The organism is Costertonia aggregata (assembly GCF_013402795.1).
Lineage (GTDB): Bacteria > Bacteroidota > Bacteroidia > Flavobacteriales > Flavobacteriaceae > Costertonia > Costertonia aggregata.
Window position 1 is genome coordinate 2,768,643 of sequence record NZ_CP058595.1, and the last position, 23,094, is coordinate 2,791,736.

The following is a 23,094-nucleotide window of genomic DNA, read 5'->3' on the forward strand; positions in this document are numbered from 1 at the left end:
GTATACCGGGCTCTTTTTGTAGCTTTCGGGCATGTTTTTATTCTCTTATGGCTAAAACTTCCCCGGTATTTTCTTTCAGGAATTCAATTTCGGTAGATGTTTCCATTTTAACGATATCATCGGGCTTATCGGTTCCAGGGTAGGAAATCGTATATGTATCCTTTTCGACCTTCCAGCTAAAATCTGTTTTTAAAGTGAGATTTTTACTTTCATAACGATGATATCTTCCAAGATAGGCATCGTTAAAAATCCATTCTTGCCTAACGGTAGCCTTGTTGGTAGATGACGTATTTTTTACTTCGACCTTTGACCAAATCCCTATCACGGGATCATTGTTTTCGGGGATTCTTGAACAGTTACTGGCTAGGATAATGCCAATAATCGCCAAAAATGACAGGAACTTTTTCATTTAAGTAGGTTTATCAATAAGATTTGGGATTATGATAACGTAGGTTCTTGATTGGGTATTGCTAAAATTCGATGTATTGCACAATAATCATACATTCTTCGTTGAAACGTCATTTTCTTTAACACTACATAAGGTTTTCAAGGTCTTTTTACAGGCGTGGTATGTTTAACATTTAAGGCTTTTTTAAGTGGACGTGGCCTTATTATGTTAAAGCAAAACTGTATTTTTGCTCAACGAAAAATCAATTTAAAACATTATACATATGAAAGTTACCATAGTAGGGGCCGGAGCCGTTGGAGCAAGCTGTGCAGAGTACATTGCCATTAAAAATTTTGCATCGGAAGTTGTTCTCTTGGATATTAAGGAGGGATATGCCGAAGGAAAAGCAATGGATTTAATGCAGTGCGCATCCTTAAATGCATTTGACACCAAAATCACAGGTGTCACGAACGACTATTCCAAAACTGCCGGTAGTGATATCGCCGTAATAACATCGGGTATTCCGAGAAAACCGGGAATGACCCGTGAGGAGCTTATCGGTATCAATGCGGGCATTGTAAAAAGTGTTTCCAGTAACCTTATTGAGCATTCGCCCAACGTAACATTGGTCGTAGTGAGCAACCCTATGGATACAATGACCTACTTGGTACATAAGACCGCTGACCTTCCCAAAAATAAGATAATAGGTATGGGCGGAGCGTTGGATAGCGCCCGGTTTAAATATAGATTGGCCGAAGCTTTGGAAGCCCCCATTTCTGATGTAGATGGTATGGTGATCGGTGGCCATAGCGATACGGGGATGGTGCCCTTGACCTCGCAAGCTTCAAGAAACAGCATTAAGGTGTCCGAGTTTTTATCGGCCGAAAGGTTAGAGCAGGTCGCTGCTGACACCAAAGTGGGTGGGGCCACCCTAACAAAATTACTGGGAACCAGTGCTTGGTATGCGCCAGGTGCGGCAGTATCAGGTTTAGTTCAAGCCATCGCTTGTGACCAAAAGAAAATGTTCCCTTGCTCAACGTATTTAGAAGGGGAATACGGTCTAAACGACATATGTATAGGAGTTCCCGTAATTTTGGGTAAAAATGGTATCGAGAAGATAGTTGATATTGCATTGAGCGATGACGAAAAAGCAAAAATGCAGGAAAGTGCCGCGGGTGTTACCAAGACTAATGGACTTTTAGAACTGTAGTTACTCATAACATCCCTTAAAATATAGCCATCCCGCCCAATTCATCTTGGGCGGGATGGCTTGTTTTATATTTAGTATAAATAAATTGTCAGTTCTTAGGGTAAATCATATATTTGCACGCTATTATAAATACCATAAAAATACATTTAACCAATGCAAAATAAAGGACTTATAAAGCTTTTTGCTTTCCTGTTCGGACTAGTGAGTATATATCAGTTGTCCTACACTTTTATTACCAATAAAGTTGAAAACGAAGCAGAAGTTTTTGCCGCGAACAAAATCTCGGAATCCGAAGAGGACTATATTGCAAAAAGGGAGGCTGTTGAAGCCAGATACCTAGATTCTATCGGTAAAGATCCCATTTTTGGCTATACCAATTACAATGAGGCAAAGACCAAAGAGCTTAACAAGGGCCTTGACCTTAAAGGTGGTATAAACGTAACGTTACAGATATCTGTAAAAGACATCTTGAAAGGGCTTGCCAATAATACCAAAAATCCCATTTTCAATAAAGCATTGGCAGATGCAGATGAAGCTTCCAAAAACAGTGATGATCGCTACTTGGATTTGTTTTTTGAGGCCTTTGATAATATCAAAGGCGATACAAGGTTGGCTTCTCCCGATATTTTCTTCACAAAAAGTTTAAGTGAAGAAATTGGCAGTATGGATGCCGATGATGCCGCTGTTAAAAAAATCATTAGCGAAAAAGTAGATGAGTCCATTATATCGGCATTTGAGGTGTTGCGCGAGCGTATTGATGGTTTTGGGGTTACCCAGCCCAATATCCAGAGAGAGGGCAACTCCGGTCGTATTTTGGTAGAATTACCGGGAGCCAGGGATATAGCCCGGGCTCAAGAGCTCTTGTCGAGTACGGCCCAACTGGAGTTTTGGGAAACGTTTGCGCCGAGCAACCAATCTATTGGCAATTTTTTAGTTGCGGCCAATGAAGAATTAAAATCTTTGGTCGAAGTTGATAGTACGCGACAGGAACTACAAAAACCAGAATCTGAAATAGATTCCCTCTTGTCCGATGTAACGCAAGACTCTTTGGATTTGAACACACAGGTAAATCCTTTATTCGATTTGATTCAGGGTGCGGGTAGTGGTTACGCCATAGCCAAAGTAGCCATAAAGGATACGGCCAAAGTAGGGGAGTATCTCAGAATGAAGAGCATTCGTAGATTAATACCCAACGATTTACAGTTCATTAAATTTCTATGGGAAAGACCGGCCAAAGATTCTGAAGTGGTTGATTTATACGCCCTAAAATCCAATCGTGAGAACGAACCCAGAATAAGTGGTGACGTCGTAACCGATGCCCAAGATACATTTGACCAATACAACAAGGCAGCAGTTTCAATGAGTATGAACACTCGTGGAGCCAAAGAATGGGAAGAGCTTACCGGTGATGCCTTTAATAATCAAACTGGGATTGCCATTGTTCTTGACAATAAGGTATACACTGCACCGGGGGTTTCAACTGGTCCAATTTCCGGTGGCCGTTCGGAAATCACGGGAACATTTACCGTGAACGAGACGAAGGATATTGCCAACGTACTGCGTGCGGGTAAACTGCCTGCTTCCGCAGAAATCATAGATTCATTCGTGGTAGGGCCGTCTTTGGGTCAAGAAGCTATCGATAGTGGCTTTATGTCCTTTTTGATTGCCATGGCCTTTGTACTGTTATGGATGATTTTTTACTACGGCAAGGCTGGTATTTTTGCCGATATCGCACTGATATTGAATATTATTTTAATTTTTGGTGTACTGTCCAGTTTAAGCGCTGTTTTGACTTTGCCCGGTATCGCTGGTATCGTATTGACCATAGGTATGTCCGTTGATGCGAACGTACTTATTTTTGAGCGTATTAAAGAAGAGCTTGGAAAAGGCAAGGGAAAATCACAGGCCATCGCCGATGGTTTCGGAAACGCCTTGTCCTCTATTTTAGATGCCAACATTACAACAGGGCTTACGGCATTGATACTTTTTGTTTTTGGTTCGGGACCCATCAAAGGCTTTGCAACAACTCTATTAATAGGTATACTTACCTCTTTGTTCACGGCAATTTTCATCACACGTTTGTTGGTGGATTGGTACATTAGTGCAAAAGACAGAAGGCTGGATTTCTCAACCAGTATTACGAAGAATCTGTTCAAGAATATGAATATTAACTTCTTGAGCAAACGTAAAATAGCATACATTTTATCGTTTATTCTAGTGGGTATCGGTTTATTTTCCCTAATTACGCAAGGGCTTCAACAAGGTGTTGATTTTGTCGGGGGGCGCAACTATCAAATTAGGTTTGAAAATGCCGTAAGTGCATCTGAGATTACCAATGAGTTGACCGAAGCCTTAGGGAGTGCCAATGCTAAAACTTTTGGCGAGGCCAACCAAATTATGGTCACTACCAATTATAAGGTCGATGTACAAGGAACAGAAGTCGATGACGAGATTTTGGACATACTGTTCAAATCACTACAAAAATACCTACCTGACGGTACTTCCTATGAAGAATTTGTACCAGGTGGGGGCAACGGAGAAGTAGGTGTTCTCAAATACAGAAAAGTAGGGCCTACCATTGCCGATGATATCAAAAAGAACGCTTTGTGGGCCATCATAGGTTCTTTGGCCGTTGTGTTCCTATACATCTTATTACGTTTTCGTAAATGGCAGTTCTCCTTAGGTGCAGTTGTTGCGGTATTCCACGATGTATTGATAGTTTTGGGTGTATTCTCACTTGTTGGTAAGATAATGCCTTTTAATATGGAAATTGATCAGGCCTTTATCGCAGCCATACTAACGGTAATCGGGTATTCCTTGAACGATACCGTGGTCGTGTTCGACCGTATTCGTGAAATCATAGCCGAACGTGGATGGAAAGGTGGGGAAAATATCAATTCTGCCGTGAACAGTACTTTAGGTAGAACCTTGAACACGTCATTGACGACCTTAGTGGTACTATTGGCCATATTTATTTTTGGTGGGGAGTCCTTAAGAGGATTTATGTTCGCAATGATTATTGGTGTTGTCGTCGGTACATACTCTTCAGTATTTATAGCAACGCCGGTAATGTATGACTCTTTAAAGAAAAAAATAAGTTCTGGCGCAGTTACAGAGTAAGTTTTTTATACTATAGATTTATAAAAGGCCAAAATCCTCCTATAACTTGGTAGGGTTTTGGTCTTTCACTTTAGCATCTTTCCCACAGAGCCTGTATCGGTAATTTGTAGTTCATAAATATACTGGGGAAGCAAACCGGGTTCGTCCCTGTGGGAGACAAAAATAATAGCCGTATCGCTTTCTTTTGCGAATATATTTACCAAGCTTACAAAAAGTGCAGCACTGGTATCATCCAACCCTGCGGTAGTTTCGTCTAAAATAAGTAAAGGCGGATGTTTTATCATGGCCCTGATGCACATCACCAAGCGTTTGTTTCCCTCTGAAAGTTCATTGAACCATTGATGTCTTTTATCCCAAAACCCAGCTAGTTTCAGCCATCGTTGGGCAAGGTTTAATTGTGCCTCGGTAGCCTTGATATACAAACCAACAGAATCGTTTAAACCAGATATTACCATATTCTCTACGGAGTGAATACCTTTAAAACTTTCGGTCATGGAAGGCGTAAAATAGCCTATTTTCTCTTTTATCTCCCAAACGCTTTCCCCACTTCCTTTTTTTTGCCCAAAAAGATATAGTTCTTGCCCATATCCTTTTGGGTTCTCACCGGTTATCATAGATAGTAAGGTTGTTTTTCCACTGCCATTGTCTCCCCGTAGCTCCCAAAACTCCCCCTTTTTTATGGTCCAATGGATACTTCTTAAAATAGGTTTATTCAGATAACTGACACTTATATTTTCTAACCTGATTAGGATATCATCATGAACCCTTATTTTGGTCAATGGTTTAGGGATGTTTTCATCAAAGGCTTCGTAAATGGTTTTTTGATGGTTTTTTATATTTTTTAATGGTTGTAACGTGTTGCCTTTTAACCTAAAGGATGTTTTTATAAATGGTAGCGCATCGCTTTCCCTGCCGATTATTTGTATTAGGTAAATTTCGTCGGAAATGGTTTTGAGCCTTTCTTTAAGCTCGGTTCGGGTTTTTCTGTCCAAATTATCAAAGGGATTGTCAAGCACTATAAAATCTGGCTTCGTTTTTAGAATATAGTCTAGCAGTGCTTTTTTTTGTTCGCCACTTGACATTGATTTTAGGCTTTGCGATGTTTTTCGGGTAACGATTTTGATACCGTGACGATTTTCTTCATCTATAAATTTGATGATTTCCGCTTTTGAGAATATAGCTCCTTTCTTTTTCTTTAATTCTAAAAAATAGGGCGATTCAATTGTATTGAATATCAAATCGAGGGCATAGTCTATGCTGGAGTTGTTGTCTGAGAAAATTATCCAATGCTTTTGACTCATAACCGCACCCTAAAAATATGGACTAAATTCTTATGGTACGTCGTGGTCTTCTCCAAAACCATACCATTGGCTAATGCTACTTTTTGGGAGGGAATATTATTTACCTGTATTATTGAAATAAGCGTTTTGGCCAGTTTGTTTTTTTTTGCGTGCTGCTTGCATTTTATAGCGGCCTCGGTCGCAAATCCCTTTTTCCAGTATTCTGGCAGTATTGAGTATCCTATTTCCAACTCTTTTTGACCATCAACGTTTTGCAACAATAGACCACATTGGCCGATTAGCTGACCGGTTTCTTTCAATAGTACAGCATTTTTGCCCCCTAATCTATTTTTATATCGATAAAAAGTGCGTTCCAAATCTTGTTCGCAGGCTTCAATGGGATTTAGCGATAAACCTTCCCAAAACTCCGATGTTCTTTTGTCTTGGTGAAAAGGCAGCCAATCTTCAAAATCCGTAGGGCGTACTTCTCGGAACGCTAATCGTTTTGTTTCCCTGCCAACGAGAAGAAAATCCATTTTTTCAATGTTTTGAAAAATTTACCTTATCCCCGACTTCCAAACCCCATTTTTCCGCTAGACCGGCATTTACCTCTAATACATATTGTACGGGAACTTGTGAGGAAAGGCTATTTTCATTAAAAGGTTGTGCATTTTTTTGAAAACTGGCAATGGTAGAATCTGCCTTAATATAAATGATGTCTAGCGGAAATTGTGTGTTTTTCATGTAGAATGCATGCATTTGCTCATCAGAAAATACAAATAACATACCTTGATAGTCTTCTATACTTTCTCGATACATAAGACCTGTTTGCGTTTCATACTCCGATTCCGCAATTTCAATATCTAAGGTGGTCAAAAGCGAATCGGTTTCTTTTTGGTAGATGTACAGCTTCCCTTCCTTTTCAAAGACAATGGGTTCTGTTTTAATGACCTTTTTGGCTTTTTCGCTACAAGATTGAAGCACAAAAACGTAAACGAGTGAAAAGGCAACGATTTTGAAAATATTTTTCATTTTGCATTATATAATATAAAATACCGCGCAGTGTTCGATATTATTTTTTTGCGGTCGAGGGTCGAAACATAAAGTACAAACCGATAAGTATAAAAGGTATACTCAACCATTGACCAATAGAAAGAAGTTCCATAGACTGATCAAACTCGTTTTGTCTTTCTTTCAAAAATTCGATGAAAAACCTAATGGTCCAAAGGCATACCAAGAAGGTCCCGAATAAAAAGCCGGTTTTCTCCCTCTTGTCCGTTTTCCAATATAGAAAATATAGCAGTGCGAACATAAATATGTAACAGACCCCTTCATACAATTGTGAAGGATGTTTGTAGTCTACCGTTTCGAGTAAAGAAGAAAAATTTGGGTTATTTTCGATCATATCATACGCAGCGTTGACCGTTTTGGCCTTGGTCGCTCGCATAGCTTCCCCAGGTGATATGCCGTCACGTATAAAGCGTGTGGCGAAAATAAATGACTCGTCGACTTTTGTACCAACGATTTCAGAATTGAAGAAATTACCCAAGCGCACGCAAAAAGTACCTATTGCCGAGGCGACAACGGCCCTGTCCAAAACCCATAGCATTTTTAGATTTTGCTTTTTGGCGTACAGATAAATGCCTATAATGGCCCCTATGGTTGCACCATGGCTGGCAAGGCCGGTAAAACCAGTAAATTGATATCCATCAATAAACCCAAATAGACTTTCTCCAGCACTTTCACGTATGGGTAATAATATCTCCAGTAAATGATTTTTATAGTAGGCCCAATCGTAAAAAAAGACATGCCCCAAACGTGCACCCAGCATTATGGATACCACACAGTGGATAAAAAGTGAGTCCAACTGTTCCATAGTTTTCTTCTCCCGAAGAAAAATCTTTTTCATAATGTACCAGCCTAGGGCGAAAGCAACAATCCATAAAAGATTATAGTATTTTATTTGTAGGGGCCCGAGGGTAAAAAGGGTTTCGTTCGGGTTCCAGGTAAAGCCTAAAAAATACATAGTACATTATTTTGAGGGGCTAAGATAGTAAAAGCCCCATAGCCCCCAAAGGGGGAAGCCAAATCATCGGACAAAAGAATTTTTATAGGTTTTTATGATTTTTACGTTCGGATTTTTTTATGGAACGGGGTCATAGCCTTTGCCGCCCCAGGGATTGCAGCTAAAAATACGTTTTGTCGCTAACCAACCTCCTTTAAAAAGACCATGTTTTTTCAACGCTTCCAAGGTGTATTGCGAACAGGTCGGGGAATAGCGGCATGTGGCCGGGGTTAAGGGAGAAATAAAATTTTGATACAACTTTACCAAAAGAACAAATGGCGTTATTAGTATTTTTTTAAAGGAGAATTTCAAGAGTATCGTAAATTTAATACCATAAAAATACGATAATTAGATGTGCAATAGTCGCAAAATAAAAATCCGCATGTAGTATGCGGATTTTTACTGAGCGTTAAAAACATTACTCCTCTCCAAGATGTATGGGTTCTAAATTATGACGCTCTTCTTCGGTAAATAATTTAGAATGGATGATAAAACGTATCCCCATGGGAATTTCCAAAGAAAAGCTGGCACCTCTCCCCTTTACAATGCCAACGGTCAACTGGGTATGTTTCCAGTATTCAAACTGATCTTTTGACATATAAAAGTCACAATCACAGATATTGCCAAGCCAAACATCATTCTCATTTATCATAAAATCTCCTTTTGGAAAACACATCGGGGACGATCCATCACAACATCCGCCACTTTGATGAAACATGAGTTCGCCATGGGTTTCCTTTAACTTGCCAATGACCTCTTCGGCCTCAGGGGTTACCAAAACTCTTTTTACGACCTTCATTTTTAAAAGAATCCCATTGCTTTTTTATCATAGGAAATCAGCATATTTTTCGTCTGTCTGTAATGTGCCAGCATCATTTTATGGTTTTCCCTTCCGATACCGGATTTTTTATAACCACCAAAAGGAGCATGGGCAGGATACAAATGATAACAGTTTACCCAAACGCGACCCGCCTGCACGGCCCTTGAAATTTTGTAGGCTTGATGGGTGTCGCGGGTCCATACCCCGGCACCTAACCCATATAACGTATCATTGGCAATCTCAATAGCCTCCGCTTCGTCTTTAAAAGTAGTGACGCATACGACAGGGCCAAATATTTCTTCTTGAAAAACACGCATCTTGTTATTTCCTTTGAGTATTGTAGGTTGAATATAATAACCGCCTTCAAGCCCTTCATTGTATGCTGCTTTACCTCCTGTAAGTACCTCGCAGCCTTCTTCTTTACCTATGTCTATGTAGCTCAATATTTTTTCATATTGGTCGTTTGAAGCCTGTGCGCCCATCATGGTGCTTGGGTCAAGCGGGTGTCCAAGTTTTATTGCATTGGTACGCTCAATGACCCTTTCTATGAATTTGTCAAAAATACTTTCCTGGACCAACATGCGCGAGGGGCATGTACATACTTCGCCTTGGTTTAACGCAAACATAACGGCACCTTCCAAACATTTATCGAAGAACTCGTCATCAGCATCCATTACATTTTCAAAAAATATGTTCGGTGATTTTCCGCCAAGTTCCAAAGTTACCGGAGTGATATTCTTTGATGCATATTGCATGATCAATTGCCCTGTTGTTGTCTCCCCGGTAAAGGCAACTTTATTGATCCTTGGGCTTGAGGCTAGAGGCTTGCCCGCTTCTGCACCAAAGCCATTAACAATGTTCAGTACGCCTGCAGGCAGAATATCCTGAATCATCTCCATAAGTATCAATATGCCTACCGGAGTTTGCTCGGCTGGTTTCAATACAACGCAATTACCGGCGGCCAATGCTGGGGCAAGCTTCCAAGTGGCCATTAGTATGGGAAAGTTCCATGGGATTATCTGCCCAACAACTCCCAGAGGTTCTGTTATGTTAAGTGCTACAGTGTTTGAGTCCAATTCACTTACCGAACCTTCCTCGGCACGTATAACACCTGCAAAATATCTGAAATGGTCTATCGCCAAAGGCATATCCGCTGCCCTTGTTTCTCGAATGGCTTTTCCATTGTCCCAAGTCTCCGCCCTGGCCAATGCCTCAAGGTTCTGTTCCATCACATCTGCAATTTTTAAGAGCATATTACTTCTTGTTGTGGCCGATGAATTGTTCCACGCCCTGGCAGCTTCCCAAGCAGCATCTATAGCGAGTTCAACATCCTCTGCAGTGGAGCGTGGTATTTTGGTGAACGCAGTGCCATCAACCGGTGATACATTTTCAAAATACTCTCCTTTTACGGGAGCTGTCCATTTTCCGCCAATGAAATTTTCGTACTGGGTCTTAAATTTTGGCTTTTGTAGAACATCTTGTTCTGTTGTTTGTGTGCTCATAATCGTATATGTTAAATTAATTTATATGGTATGCTCATCAGTAATACACTTAAAGATGTATTAAATGTAATTGAGTTGTCACTAATTTGTCTGACCAATTCTGCTAATAATATGAACTATCCTATCATTCGTTGTTAAATCGTTATTTTAATCATAGTTATTTTATATATTTCTTAGTATATTGAATGTTAAAATGATAATATATATGTGATGTTGGGACTGACCAATACATTTCTCTCGAATAGAAAACTAGAAACATTGGTAGAGAATAAAACCTCGTACACGTTGAACAATGCGGCTCTGCATGTTTTTGAGACGCACCAACAGGCTAAAAAGGTTTTATTGAAGTTTGACCAACCTGTATTGGCCAGTATGATAGAAGGAAAAAAGGTAATGCACCTTAGGGATTATGAATCTTTTGACTTTTTGCCCGGAGAATCTTTGATATTGCCCTCTAACGAGACCATGTGCATTGATTTTCCCGAAGCTATGCGAAAAAAACCTACACGCTGTTTGGCACTGGCTATATCAGAGGATAAGATAAATAAGGTTTTGCAATTAATGAACGAAACCATGCCCAAACATGATAGTATGGAGTGGGGTTTAATGGATTATAATTTCCATTTCGTAAACGACATGGGTATTTTTCAAATACTGCAAAGACTTATGTTTTTGTTTTCAGAAGACCATCCTTCCAAAGATTTTTTTGTGGATAATATGCTGCGTGAGTTGATTATTAGAATTTTACAGACCAACGAGCGAAAAATATATTCCAATTCTACATTTGCGCTAAGCTCCAACAGTAGATTGGCCTTTGTGATACGTTATATAAGAGAGCATCTGCATGAATCTTTAAATATTATCGAACTTAGTAAAAAGGCCTGTATGAGTCCTTCACATTTTCATAGGGTATTTAAGACTGAACTAGGTATTTCTCCCATTGAGTTCATAAATAATGAAAGAATCAAACTAGCAGTTGGGCTCTTGCAAGACTCAAGCCGGAGCATAAAAGACATCTACATGGAATGTGGTTTTGACAGTAGATCCTATTTTAACCGTGTATTTAAGTCAAAAAAGCATATCTCTCCTGGCGAGTACCAGTCAAAAGTTTTAAAAAATAGGAATTGAGCCCGTGGCCTTTATATCAATGCAAATTAAAGGTGGTGCCGTCTTTGCCATCTTTCAGTTGAATACCCAGTGCACTTAGCTCATCCCTTATTTTATCCGAAGTGGCAAAATCTTTATTGACTCTAGCCTCGTTGCGTAACTGTATCAACAGTTCAACCACTCCCGATAGCTTGCCCGAGCCATTTTCAGCGGTATTTTTGCGTTCTAGCCCAAGTATTTCAAAAATGAAATTATGAAGTATATTTTGCAGGTTTTCCCTATCGTTTTGGGTAATGGTCTCTTTACCTTCCTTAATTAGGTTGATATGTTTTACGGCCTCAAAAAGATTGGCAATGAGTATGGGAGTGTTGAAATCATCGTTCATGGCATCATAACACTTTTGCTGCCATGCGTTGACATCAAAGTCGGTTTTGCTTCCCGTATCCAGTTTTTTGAGAAGGTCCAGTGCATCCAACAACCTATTGTATCCCTTTTCGGATGCTAAAAGTGCATCGTTGCTCATATCCAATATGCTGGTATAGTGTGCCTGCATCATAAAAAAACGAACTACAGATGGAGAGAATGCCTTGCTCAAAATATCATTTTCACCAGAAAATATCTCTCCAGGGAGTAAACTATTTCCTGTGGATTTCGCCATTTTTTTTCCGTTGAGCGTAAGCATGTTGGCGTGTAGCCAATATTTTACGGGGGAGTTTCCGTTACTGGCTTCGGCTTGGGCAATTTCACATTCGTGATGGGGGAATTTCAAATCCATTCCACCACCATGTATATCAAAGGTTTCTCCCAGATATTTGGTGCTCATGGCCGTACATTCCAAATGCCAACCCGGAAAACCGTCTCCCCATGGTGAAGGCCAGCGCATGATGTGTTGGGGTTCTGCCTTTTTCCAAAGTGCGAAATCCTGCGGGCTCTTTTTCTCGTCTTGCGCCGTGAGTTCACGTGTATTGGCAATCATATCCTCTAGCTTTCTACCGCTAAGTTTGCCATATTCGTTGGTTTCGTTAAATTTAATTACATCAAAATATACCGATCCATTGGCCTCATAAGCATATCCTTTTTCAAGGATGTCCTTAATAATCTCTATCTGTTCTATGATATGACCTGTTGCGGTCGGTTCTATACTTGGCGGAAGAAAATTGAACTTTTCCAAAATCGTATGAAAGTCTAGGGTGTAGCGCTGCACGACTTCCATAGGTTCCAATTTTTCGAGCCTTGCCTTTTTTGCGATTTTATCCTCGCCGTCCTCGGCATCATCTACCAAATGCCCTGCATCGGTAATGTTACGTACATACCTAACCTTGTAACCCAGGTGTTTCAAGTACCTAAAAATCATGTCAAACGACATAAAGGTCCTGCAGTTGCCTAAATGAACATTGCTATAAACGGTAGGCCCGCATACGTACATACCAACGTAACCTTCGTTTAAAGGTTCAAAAACTTCTTTGGATCCGGAAAGTGAGTTGTATACTTTTAGGGTTTGCTTTTGGTATAGTTGCATGGTAAGCTAAAACAATTAGAAATTGGTCTCTAGGTTGATATAGTCCAAAAACTCCCTACGAACGGACTCATCTTTGAATTTACCACCATATTCAGCGGTAACCGTACTACTTTCGATATCGCGAATACCTCTAGAATTAACGCAAAGGTGTTTGGCATCTATTACACAGGCAACATCATCGGTACCCAAAACCTTTTGGAGTTCCCTGACTATTTGTATATTGAGACGTTCCTGTACCTGCGGTCTTTTTGCATAATAATCTACAATCCGATTCATTTTAGAAAGTCCGACTACGGTACCGTTTGAAATATAGGCCACATGAGCCCTACCTACGATCGGTAGCAAATGGTGCTCACAAGTAGAATAGAGGGTGATGTTCTTTTCGACCAGCATTTCCCCATACTGGTATTTATTTTCAAATGTTGATGATTTTGGTTTTCTATCCGGATGCAATCCTCCAAAAATTTCCTTTACGAACATTTTGGCTACTCTATTGGGAGTGCCTTTTAAACTATCATCTTCGAGGTCAAGGCCCAAAGTCAGCATAACCTCTCTAATATTGTCTTGAATGCGTTCAATTTTTTCCTCGTCGCTAAGTACAAATGCGTCTTTGCGCAAGGGAGTATCTTCCGAAGAAGCAATGTGATCGCTCCCCATCTCTTCAAAATGCTCTTCCAATGTATTATTAATTTTCATCCAAACTACTGCTTTTGCGAACTGCAAAGATATACATAATATGCCACTTTACTCTTTGTTTGGGGTCTTACACAACATAAATTAGTGTTAAGGCAAGTGCCTTTATATTTTTATGTTACCCAAACTTATAGCTACCTATGACTAGTTTTCGGCTTGTAGTTTTTTTAGTTGTCCAATTTTGGAGTTTTGTGGTTTTTGCACAGATTTCACAAGATTGCGGCAATGCTATACCTATTTGTAACAACACTCCCGTAAATGGTGGAACAAGTGGTTTTGGTATTGATGATTTTGACAATGCACCTACAACGGGCTGTTTGGAGCGTACAACATCTGGAGCCATAGAATCGAACTCTGTATGGTATCGCTTCAGAACAAATGCAACAGGCCAACTAGGATTTAATATTGGGTTTAATTCAAATGAAGACTGGGATTTTGCCTTGTACAGGTCTAATGATTGTAGCGCTCTTGGAGAACCCATTCGCTGTAATTTCTTTGACAATAGCGATGCCGACACCTTTGTTGGTGTAGGCGAAGACCCTACAGGAAATGCGCAAAATATACAATATGAGGAATGGTTGCAGGTACAACCTGGGGAGGATTATTATTTATTGATCAATAATTTTAGCAGTAGCAATTCTGGTTTTTCGATTCAATTTTCAGGCAATATCTTTGTTACCAACCCTTATGATGCCTTGGACTGTACTATTATAGATAACCTCTTGGGTTCGCCGATAGCAGCATGTGAAAACGATTTTATTGAACTGGATGCAACCACAAGTAATGCGATCAATTACAATTGGTATAGGGACATTGGGACAGGCTTTCAACAGGTTATGGGAGAAAATGACCCGACGTTGCAGGCAGATCAGTCCGGTATGTATAGGGTTGAGGTAATTATTACGAGCGGGGTCAATATCATTAGCGATGTTCAAGTGGTTTTTTCGCCTGTTCCCGATACATTTTCCCTCTCCCATGAAACCATATGCTCGGAAACGATGGTTTATGACCTATCCCAAAAAGACGCTGAAGCTTTAGGTGGCCAAGACCCTAACGGTTATTTGGTCACATATTATCATACGTTGATTGATGCGTTGGATAATACGAATGCACTCCCGCGGCAATATCCGGTAAGTGTGGGTTCAGAGACTATATTTGCAAGGGTGTCTTCTTTGGTGAACCCGTCTTGTTTTGACGCACCTGAAGAATTTGATTTAACAGTTCTGGAAACCCCGGCCCTATCTTTTTCCGATGAGGCATTTATATGTGACGGTTCTACCACAAGTATAGAAATTGGTGAAACAACACCCAACTCCAATTTCACATATACGTGGAACACTGGTGAGACTACCGCTACCTTAAATGTAATAAACGAAGGGGAATACACATTGACCGCAACAAATATTCAAAACGGTGTGGTTTGTGAAGATTCAAGGACAGTGAGGGTCATCATATCACAAACACCTATTATTTCTGACATTCAGATTGATGATTTTCAAGAAACCAATATAGTGACCATTTTGACCGCTACTGACGGTAATTATGAATACCGATTGGATGATGGTCCATTTCAAGCTGAAAATGTATTTGAAGCCGTTGTAGAAGGGGAGCATACCGTAACAGTGTCTGATGTGAATGGGTGCGGTTCTATATCTGAATCTGTAGTGGTCATGGGCTATCCTAAATTTTTTACACCAAATGGTGATGACAGGAACGATTTGTGGCAGGTTGCCGGAATCGCCGCTCTACAAGAGCCTGTGGTTTCGGTTTACGATCGCTACGGCAAACTTCTTAAGCAAATGGATAAGAACAGTTCGGGATGGGACGGCACTTTTAACGGCATGATTCTACCGTCTACGGATTATTGGTTCAAACTTTCCTATATAAATACAGAAGGTGAACGAACCTATGCCAAATACCTAAAAAACCATTTTTCATTGAGGCGATAAATAGGCTCTTTTTTTATCGATTAAGTACTTAAAAAATCGGTCAAAACATACTAAAATGTAAACGCAGGAGTTATTATATACATTAAAGTATAACGTTAGCCCCTTAATTAAATGCAAAAACTCATTTGTACTGCATGCTTTTTGTTCCTTTTTTCTGTTGGTGCAATAGCTCAGAACTCGCCCGATTGTAGAAGTGCTATACCCATTTGTGCCGATGCTCCCATTATGGGCTTGTCCGATGGTAACGGCGATATCAACGATTTTGACCCCGATGTGATCAGGCAAACGGGGTGTTTGGAAAAAGGTAGTATCAGCGAGGCCAATATTGAAAACAATACATCATGGTTTGCCTTTAGAGCTTTGGCAGATGGGCAGATAGGATTTGATATAGAGGCGCTGACCACCACGGCGGAATGGGATTTTGCCGTATATGGCTCGGAAATAGAAGATGATGCTGTTTTGGATTGTGTGGATATAAGTTCAGGTACCGAGCCCATACGCTGTAATTATGAGGTAAATACCACTGGATTTACAGGTATTGGCGTTAATCCTATTTCAGGGCAAAACGGTCAACCCCCAGTAGACGATGTGACCGAAGGTAACCAAAACACTTACGATACTTGGATGGATGTAGCTGAGGGTGAAATCTATTATATATTGATAAATAATTATAACACAAATTTTGATGGCAACCCAGAGCCCTTTTCACTCACTTTCACAAATCCTCCCGGAAGTCAAGACGTAAATGAAATTTTGGATTGTACATTTAGGGATGAATTTTTAGGATTGGATATTATTGCCTGTGAAGGTGACCCCGATATTGTCTTGAGTGCAAGAAGGTCGCCAGCGGGTGCTGTTATCAACAGTGTGGTTTGGGAGTTGGATAGTGAAGACGACGGTACATATGAAACCCCATTGACAGGGAGCGGAGCCCCGGATTATGAACTAACGGTATCTTATCCAAACTCGGGTAGATATCAAGTTACAATAACAACTCCTTTTACGGTAATTACCGATGATATATTAATTACCTATTACACAACCCCTGTTTTAGACCCCGACAACGGTGTAACGATACTGGACACCAATATTAATCCCGATTATAATTTCAACGATATAGAATTTGTAGTCGATGGTGATGGGGACTACGAGTACGCCATAAATGGAGGTGAGTTTCAAGAAGACCCTATATTTTTAGATGTACCTCCTGGAGAAAACACGGTCATAATCAATGATTTGAATGGATGCGGCACTACCGAACCCATACCTTTTCTTGTAGTAGGCTATCCCAAATTTTTTACGCCCAATGCAGATAGCCGGAACGATTTTTGGAACATACAAGGCATAGAAACACTTACAGATCCTGTAGTGTTTATTTTTGATCGGTACGGAAAGTTATTAAAACAGATTGATGAGACCACATTGGGGTGGGACGGCACTTTTAACGGGAGGCCCATGCCATCATCCGATTACTGGTTCAGGTTTGAATATTCCGAGCCCGATGATCAAAATATAATAGTTGCCAAAACTACACGAAGGCATTTCAGTTTGGTTAGATAAACCGAAAAGAGATCAATTAACATTGATCTCTTTTTTTTAATCGATATACTTTATCCGATGCTAGAAATTAAGCGTATAACTTAACGTGATGTTCGTGTTGATATTGTTGAGTGCGGCCGGTGTGCTCAACCCCGTATCGAACAACAGAATATTTGAATCCCTTTCGGTACGGTTGAACCCTAGATCTAACTTGCTACCGCCAAAGTTGTAGCCAACACCCGCCGAAAAACCGGTTAAATCTCCAATGGTCTCACCATCATTGTACGGGCTTTGCTCGTAACGGTACCCCCCGCGAAGGCTCACTTTTTCTATTCTATACTCACCGCCTATTCTATATGAGGAAACGGTCCCCAGTTGATTCGCAATAAACTCGTTTTCCGAACTAAAACTTGGGTCAGAGGTAGGTCGTATCTCTGCTTGGGACATATCTTGGTAACCATAATCAAAACTCAACAAACCATCTTTCCCAAATACTACGGCTACACTACCGGTTAATTTGCCGGGCGTTTTTATGGTATATCTTTCAAATAGGTTTACAATATTGAAATCAATAAAATTGATATTGTCATCCGCTAAATCTGAATTGATGCGTTGTGAGAAATCATCGGTAAGTCTATACCAGGTAGGGGACTGGTAGCTACCACCCACTCTTATGTTGTTATTTAGTTTCGCAATAGCTCCTAGGCTGAATGAAAATCCGGTACCCTCGGTACGTAATAAATTGTCAAAATTGATAAACTGTATTTCCGAATCGGCATCAAAGCCGCCTTCCGAAAAGCGTGTTACCCTTTGATATAATACACTATGAAAATTCAGGGAGGCCCCTAAGTACAAATTCTCTTGATACTGCGAACTGGCATTGACCGTAAACTTGCTGTTGTAGCCAGCTTCACTTTGCCTAAAAGACTGGTTTACATTACCATTGTCGCTGAATTTTGCGTTGGATATGTAATCAATATTATCATCGTTGGCTTCATCTACGGGATCAATTACCCCACCAAAATAGCCTAAAAAAGCTTGTTGGTCGGCAAAACCAAGGTTGGCACCGATATCCAAATATGCATCTTCAATAAATTCTCCATCTCTCAACAGTAGGTCGCCCAAAGGCACGCCTTGCGCAAAGTTCAAAAAATAATTGTCTATACTTTGGTTACTGTTTCCCGACACAAAAGTTTCATTATCCAAGTTACGTACCATGTCATAATTTATACCAAGCGCCAGTTTTTTCCAATTTGCATCGGTATCATTGTTCTTGAATACGAACACGCCACCAACTTGATTGATCTCTAAAGCATTTAGGTCTGCAAACCCCGTACTATTAAAGTAATTTGATGTGTTTTCACGATTGTAATTGCTACCCGAGAACGTAAATTGGCTGTTGCTAAATACCGAGGAGCCAGCGGGGTTTACGTTCAGGGCCGACAAATCGCCTCCCAGGGCACCAAAAGCTCCGCCCATGGCTTGAAACCTTGCGGTTCCCTGAAGATTTTCGGTGCTGTACCTTAGCACATCATTTATGTTTTGAGCACTAACGGCCGCACACACCATAGCTAGGATGAAAGTTAAATATCTTTTCATTGTCTAATTTTTAATCATTTGATTGTTTGTGGTCTATCCTCTTCTGCCACCACTTCTACCACTTGACCTAGAGCCACCACTTGATCGTGAAGAACCTCCTGAGCTCCTGTAACTGCCCGAACTCCTTGAACTTCCTCCTGAACTACGGTAGCTTCCTGAACTTCTGGAACTACCTCCAGAGCTTCTATAACTTCCGCTACTTCTTGAACTACTTCTTCCAGAACTTCTGTAAGACGATGTTCTTGGCGATGAGGTTCTTGCACTGCTCCTGTAGCTGCCCGATCTGTTCCCGCTGCGTACACCGCTCGACGTTCCTCTTCTGTACCCACTATTTGAAGGCGAAGAGCTTCGGTAATTTCTTGAGCTACTGTTGTACCTTGGTGTGGCCCTTGTGCTTCTACTGCTCCTGTAGGCCCTGTTTTGGTCTACCCCAACATTTCTTCGAGAACTTGAGTTGCCCCTATACCTGCTGGTGTTGCCGTTTGATCTGTAACGCGACGTGTTTGCATTGGAATTGTATCGGCTGCTATTGGTCCTGTAACGGGTAGCACTTCTATTTGCATTTGATCTACCCCTTAATGAATTGTTTGCGATACTGTTTCTGTTGTTGTAATATCCACGTCTTCCCGAATTGAACGCATATCTATTGTTGTTGAACCTGTTCCAACGATTTCCGTAGAAACCACCCCATCCGAAGCCACCGCCCCAACCAAAGCCGCCATTCCATAACCATGGGTCGTTCCAGCCCCAACCAAAGCCGCCACCCCAGCCCCAGTTGTTAAACCTGTTCCATCTATTCCATCTGTTCCAGCCAAAGCCTCCCCATCCGAAGCCACCGCCCCAACCAAAGCCGCCATTCCATAACCATGGGTCGTTCCAACCCCAGCCAAAGCCACCGCCCCAGCCAAAATTGTTCCAGCCATTATCATAAAAATTAATATTTACGTTGGTAGGGTTGTCCCCCCATCCTGGATTGCCGTTATAGTTGTTGTTGGTGTCGTTAAAGTAATCGGTCTGTTCGGCTACTTCAAAATTATCGTTTTCGGCACCGCTATAATAATCATCTATATCGGTAAAAACCTCACCGTCCATTATTTGATTTATCTCTTGGGATTTTCTATCAAAATAATCCTCGTACACATTGTTTCCGTTTCTCTGAACGGTTACCGCGCTTTGTTGTATGTTGGGATTGGCTTCGGTCACTTGTCGTGTTCCATTGGAGTATATTCCATCATTGTCATAGTACGAAGCCTGTTGGTACGAACCACAGGAGATAAACAAAAAAGAGACCAAGACAACTAAAGTTGCCATTTGGTATTTTGTGCGGGGTAGCGAATGTATCATGAGTATAAATTTAATTGTTGGACATTTTAAAAATAACTAGTTTTACCAAATTATTTTATTAATAAAGACACAAGTTTTGTGCCAAAGTTTTGATAATGGGTAAAAATTTAACGAAAAGAAGCGAGGATTATTCCAAATGGTATAACGAATTGGTGGTAAAAGCCGATTTGGCCGAAAATTCCGGTGTACGGGGCTGTATGGTCATAAAACCTTACGGGTTCGCCATTTGGGAGAAAATGCAAGCAGGGTTGGACAAAATGTTCAAAGAGACGGGGCATGAAAATGCATATTTTCCACTTTTCATACCCAAATCCTATTTGAGCAAGGAGGCCAGCCATGTAGAGGGTTTCGCCAAGGAGTGTGCGGTCGTGACCCACTATCGACTCAAAAATGCCGAAGATGGTAGTGGTATTATAGTAGATCCGGAGGCCAAACTGGAAGAAGAATTAGTCGTAAGGCCAACCTCTGAGACCATTATTTGGGATACCTATAGAAAATGGATCCAATCCTATCGGGATTTACCGCTTTTGATAAACCAATGGGCGAATGTGGTACGTTGGGAAATGCGTACCCGACTTTTTTTGCGAACGGCCGAATTTCTGTGGCAAGAAGGCCATACCGCACATGCCACCGAAAAAGAGGCCATAGATGAGGCAGAGCTAATGATGAACGTTTATGCCGATTTTGCCGAAAACCACATGGCAGTTCCTGTAATCAAAGGCACAAAGACCGCCAGTGAACGTTTCGCAGGTGCTTTGGATACTTATTGTATTGAAGCCTTAATGCAAGATGGAAAGGCACTACAGGCCGGAACGTCCCATTTTTTGGGACAAAATTTCGCCAAAGCGTTTGATGTGAAATTTGCCAATAAAGAAGGTAAACAAGATTATGTTTGGGCCACTTCTTGGGGGGTTTCAACCCGGCTAATGGGAGCTTTGGTCATGACCCATAGCGACGATAACGGATTGGTACTTCCTCCGAAATTGGCACCTATACAAGTAGTTATAGTGCCTATTTATAAAGGTATGGAGCAATTGGATGCTATTTCCGAAAAAGTGAACCCATTGGTGAAACAACTGCGAGCTAAAGGTATTTCGGTAAAATTCGATAATAGGGATACGCACAAACCTGGTTTTAAGTTTAACGAATACGAACTAAAGGGCGTCCCCATACGATTGGCCATTGGCCAGCGAGATATTGAAAATGGTACGTATGAGGTTGCGCGCAGGGATACGCTACAAAAAGAGTCGATTTCTGCGGACGCTATCATTGAGAAAATAGAATTTTTGTTGGAAGATATACAGGCGAATATTTATAAAAAAGCTTTGGACTTTAGGTCCGAACATATAACCCAGGTAGATTCCTATGCGGAGTTTAAAGAAGTTTTGGAAAATAAAGGGGGATTTATTTCTGCCCACTGGGATGGAACGGAAGCTACCGAGGAACGTATAAAGAATGAGACAAAAGCAACCATTAGATGTATACCTATGGATGTGAAAATCGAAAATGGCGCCTGTATGGTAACTGGTAGGCCATCCGATAAAAGAGTCCTATTTGCGAAAGCTTATTAAAAGAAAGAAAAAAATAATATCTAGTTGTTGCGATAGTAAAAAATAATTGTATTTTTGCATCCGCAATTGTATAAAGCAATGGCCCGTTCGTCTAGGGGTTAGGACGCCAGGTTTTCATCCTGGTAACAGGGGTTCGATTCCCCTACGGGCTACAAAGGTACACGAGGTTACAAGTACAAGGTTTTAAGTAAATATTCTAAGTATTACATTTGTACTCGGTATTCGTACTTTTAATTTTAGAAAATGGCCCGTTCGTCTAGGGGTTAGGACGCCAGGTTTTCATCCTGGTAACAGGGGTTCGATTCCCCTACGGGCTACCAGATTATTAGGGCAATTGTCCAAAAAAATATAACAAAGAAGTAAAATGGCAAATCACAAGTCGGCATTAAAAAGAATCAGAAGAAACGAAGCGGTACGTTTACGCAATAAGTATCAGCATAAAACTACCCGTAACGCAATCAAAAAATTGCGCTCTACAGAAGCTAAAAAAGATGCTGAAGCACTATTGCCATCTGTTGTTAGTATGATAGATAAATTGGCGAAGCGTAACATCATACATGCGAACAAAGCTGCAAATTTAAAAAGTAAGTTGTCCAAGCACGTTGCTGCTCTACAATAACGCATTACTTCAAAATATAAAAACGTCCGTTTGAAGAAACGGACGTTTTTTTTGTTTAAATATCACTATAAATAACGTGAATAACGGATAAGGAATTTACGTCAGTTTGAGTGTCAAATCTATGATTTGGCGTGTCGGAAACAAGTGGATTTCTTATTAAAAAGACTTCTAGATTCTTCTATAATTTCACTCGAAGTGACAATCCAACTCTTATCAATTATTCACGTTAAATATTATCCAAAGAAAATACCATGTAGGTATCTGCCCGGTGCCAATGTAAAGCCGCCAGCAATACCAATTGCCCCAATATATAATAATATCATTTTTGTCTTGTGTTTTTTAATTTTCCCATTTCGTACGGCCCACAGAGCTGTGGGAATAGAATATAAGGTCAAGAAGCTAAACAAGTGTATCCAACCAAAATGGTTCAAAAACTGTGGCCCAACTTGCGCCGGTAAAAATAGACTCGCAATGGCCGTAAACAGCATGAGAACCATATAAATTTTTCCTATACCCCTATGATTTTTGGTCCCTTTTGTAGTAAAAAACAAAAAGGCTCCCAGAAAAATGCAGGGTACGACCGTTATTAAATGGGCATACATTAAAAAAGAATAAGTAGTCATTGGTTGTTTTTTTGGTTTCTAGTACAGGTTAATATCGTATAAATAACAATCAATCACGAATTTTGCGGGTATGGGTATAAAATGTTTTACTCAAAACGAAATTATCTATATCCAAAAAATGTTCTATCTAAAAGCTTTTCTTTTAG

The 23,094-nt window shown here is 40.5% G+C and carries 20 protein-coding genes and 2 tRNA genes; 9 read left to right on the forward strand and 13 right to left on the reverse strand.

What is annotated here, in order from left to right:
• Positions 1-37: 37 nt before the first annotated feature.
• The gene (locus HYG79_RS12740; protein WP_179242458.1) at positions 38-409 is read right to left on the reverse strand and encodes a hypothetical protein; all 372 of its coding nucleotides are present in this window, start codon (positions 407-409) and stop codon (positions 38-40) included.
• 262 nt (positions 410-671) lie between these two features.
• Here HYG79_RS12740 and HYG79_RS12745 point away from each other — a divergent pair, with 262 nt between their 5' ends.
• Positions 672-1,598, forward strand: coding sequence for a malate dehydrogenase (locus tag HYG79_RS12745; RefSeq protein ID WP_179242459.1), 927 nt, complete (start codon positions 672-674; stop codon positions 1,596-1,598).
• Between the two features lie 153 nt (positions 1,599-1,751).
• Positions 1,752-4,718 carry a protein translocase subunit SecDF gene (gene secDF / locus HYG79_RS12750; protein WP_179242460.1) on the forward strand — a complete coding sequence of 989 codons (2,967 nt, stop codon included), beginning with the start codon at positions 1,752-1,754 and terminating at the stop codon, positions 4,716-4,718.
• A 65-nt stretch (positions 4,719-4,783) separates the two neighbouring features.
• Here the strand turns inward: secDF and HYG79_RS12755 are convergent, their stop codons facing one another.
• The 7 genes from HYG79_RS12755 to exaC all read right to left on the reverse strand — a co-directional run bounded on the left by HYG79_RS12755 (position 4,784) and on the right by exaC (position 10,385).
• Complete coding sequence (locus tag HYG79_RS12755; RefSeq protein ID WP_179242461.1) at positions 4,784-6,019, reverse strand: ATP-binding cassette domain-containing protein; 1,236 nt, start codon at positions 6,017-6,019, stop codon at positions 4,784-4,786.
• The gene (locus HYG79_RS12760) at positions 6,016-6,534 is read right to left on the reverse strand and encodes a GNAT family N-acetyltransferase (RefSeq protein ID WP_179242462.1); all 519 of its coding nucleotides are present in this window, start codon (positions 6,532-6,534) and stop codon (positions 6,016-6,018) included. The genes HYG79_RS12755 and HYG79_RS12760 overlap by 4 nt, the downstream gene beginning before the upstream one ends.
• 4 nt (positions 6,535-6,538) lie before the next feature.
• Complete coding sequence (locus HYG79_RS12765; protein ID WP_179242463.1) at positions 6,539-7,030, reverse strand: DUF192 domain-containing protein; 492 nt, start codon at positions 7,028-7,030, stop codon at positions 6,539-6,541.
• A gap of 40 nt (positions 7,031-7,070) precedes the next feature.
• Positions 7,071-8,024 (reverse strand): prolipoprotein diacylglyceryl transferase, encoded by a 954-nt coding sequence (lgt, locus tag HYG79_RS12770; RefSeq protein ID WP_179242464.1) that lies wholly within the window; start codon positions 8,022-8,024, stop codon positions 7,071-7,073.
• A gap of 117 nt (positions 8,025-8,141) precedes the next feature.
• Complete coding sequence (gene yidD, locus HYG79_RS12775; protein ID WP_394366991.1) at positions 8,142-8,375, reverse strand: membrane protein insertion efficiency factor YidD; 234 nt, start codon at positions 8,373-8,375, stop codon at positions 8,142-8,144.
• 106 nt (positions 8,376-8,481) lie between these two features.
• The gene (locus tag HYG79_RS12780) at positions 8,482-8,862 is read right to left on the reverse strand and encodes a DUF779 domain-containing protein (RefSeq protein WP_179242465.1); all 381 of its coding nucleotides are present in this window, start codon (positions 8,860-8,862) and stop codon (positions 8,482-8,484) included.
• Positions 8,863-8,864: 2 nt separating this feature from the next.
• Positions 8,865-10,385, reverse strand: a complete 1,521-nt coding sequence (gene exaC / locus HYG79_RS12785; protein ID WP_179242466.1) for an acetaldehyde dehydrogenase ExaC — start codon at positions 10,383-10,385, stop codon at positions 8,865-8,867.
• Positions 10,386-10,595: 210 nt separating this feature from the next.
• On the opposite strand from exaC, the gene HYG79_RS12790 reads away from it, so the two are divergent.
• Complete coding sequence (locus HYG79_RS12790; RefSeq protein WP_179242467.1) at positions 10,596-11,513, forward strand: AraC family transcriptional regulator; 918 nt, start codon at positions 10,596-10,598, stop codon at positions 11,511-11,513.
• A gap of 16 nt (positions 11,514-11,529) precedes the next feature.
• Here HYG79_RS12790 and cysS read toward each other — a convergent pair whose 3' ends face one another.
• Complete coding sequence (gene cysS, locus HYG79_RS12795; RefSeq protein WP_179242468.1) at positions 11,530-13,011, reverse strand: cysteine--tRNA ligase; 1,482 nt, start codon at positions 13,009-13,011, stop codon at positions 11,530-11,532.
• 15 nt (positions 13,012-13,026) lie between these two features.
• The gene (gene folE / locus HYG79_RS12800; protein WP_179242469.1) at positions 13,027-13,707 is read right to left on the reverse strand and encodes a GTP cyclohydrolase I FolE; all 681 of its coding nucleotides are present in this window, start codon (positions 13,705-13,707) and stop codon (positions 13,027-13,029) included.
• Between the two features lie 137 nt (positions 13,708-13,844).
• Between folE and HYG79_RS12805 the strand changes: the two genes are divergently transcribed.
• Both HYG79_RS12805 and HYG79_RS12810 read left to right on the forward strand, forming a co-directional pair.
• Positions 13,845-15,653, forward strand: coding sequence for a T9SS type B sorting domain-containing protein (locus HYG79_RS12805; RefSeq protein WP_179242470.1), 1,809 nt, complete (start codon positions 13,845-13,847; stop codon positions 15,651-15,653).
• A gap of 111 nt (positions 15,654-15,764) precedes the next feature.
• The gene (locus HYG79_RS12810; RefSeq protein WP_179242471.1) at positions 15,765-17,213 is read left to right on the forward strand and encodes a T9SS type B sorting domain-containing protein; all 1,449 of its coding nucleotides are present in this window, start codon (positions 15,765-15,767) and stop codon (positions 17,211-17,213) included.
• Positions 17,214-17,273: 60 nt separating this feature from the next.
• Here the strand turns inward: HYG79_RS12810 and HYG79_RS12815 are convergent, their stop codons facing one another.
• Positions 17,274-18,791, reverse strand: coding sequence for an OmpP1/FadL family transporter (locus tag HYG79_RS12815; protein ID WP_179242472.1), 1,518 nt, complete (start codon positions 18,789-18,791; stop codon positions 17,274-17,276).
• A gap of 33 nt (positions 18,792-18,824) precedes the next feature.
• On the reverse strand, positions 18,825-20,102 hold the full coding sequence (locus tag HYG79_RS12820; RefSeq protein WP_179242473.1) for a hypothetical protein: 1,278 nt from the start codon (positions 20,100-20,102) through the stop codon (positions 18,825-18,827).
• 128 nt (positions 20,103-20,230) lie between these two features.
• Between HYG79_RS12820 and proS the strand changes: the two genes are divergently transcribed.
• The 4 genes from proS (at position 20,231) to rpsT (ending at position 22,325) form a co-directional block, all read left to right on the forward strand.
• Complete coding sequence (proS, locus tag HYG79_RS12825) at positions 20,231-21,706, forward strand: proline--tRNA ligase (RefSeq protein ID WP_179242474.1); 1,476 nt, start codon at positions 20,231-20,233, stop codon at positions 21,704-21,706.
• Positions 21,707-21,786: 80 nt separating this feature from the next.
• Positions 21,787-21,858: transfer RNA gene (locus tag HYG79_RS12830), tRNA-Glu, on the forward strand.
• 93 nt (positions 21,859-21,951) lie between these two features.
• Positions 21,952-22,026 (forward strand) — tRNA-Glu (locus HYG79_RS12835).
• Positions 22,027-22,070: 44 nt separating this feature from the next.
• On the forward strand, positions 22,071-22,325 hold the full coding sequence (gene rpsT / locus HYG79_RS12840) for a 30S ribosomal protein S20 (RefSeq protein ID WP_179242475.1): 255 nt from the start codon (positions 22,071-22,073) through the stop codon (positions 22,323-22,325).
• A gap of 233 nt (positions 22,326-22,558) precedes the next feature.
• Here the strand turns inward: rpsT and HYG79_RS12845 are convergent, their stop codons facing one another.
• Positions 22,559-22,948 carry a DUF2306 domain-containing protein gene (locus HYG79_RS12845; RefSeq protein ID WP_228027870.1) on the reverse strand — a complete coding sequence of 130 codons (390 nt, stop codon included), beginning with the start codon at positions 22,946-22,948 and terminating at the stop codon, positions 22,559-22,561.
• Between the last annotated feature and the right edge of the window lie 146 nt (positions 22,949-23,094).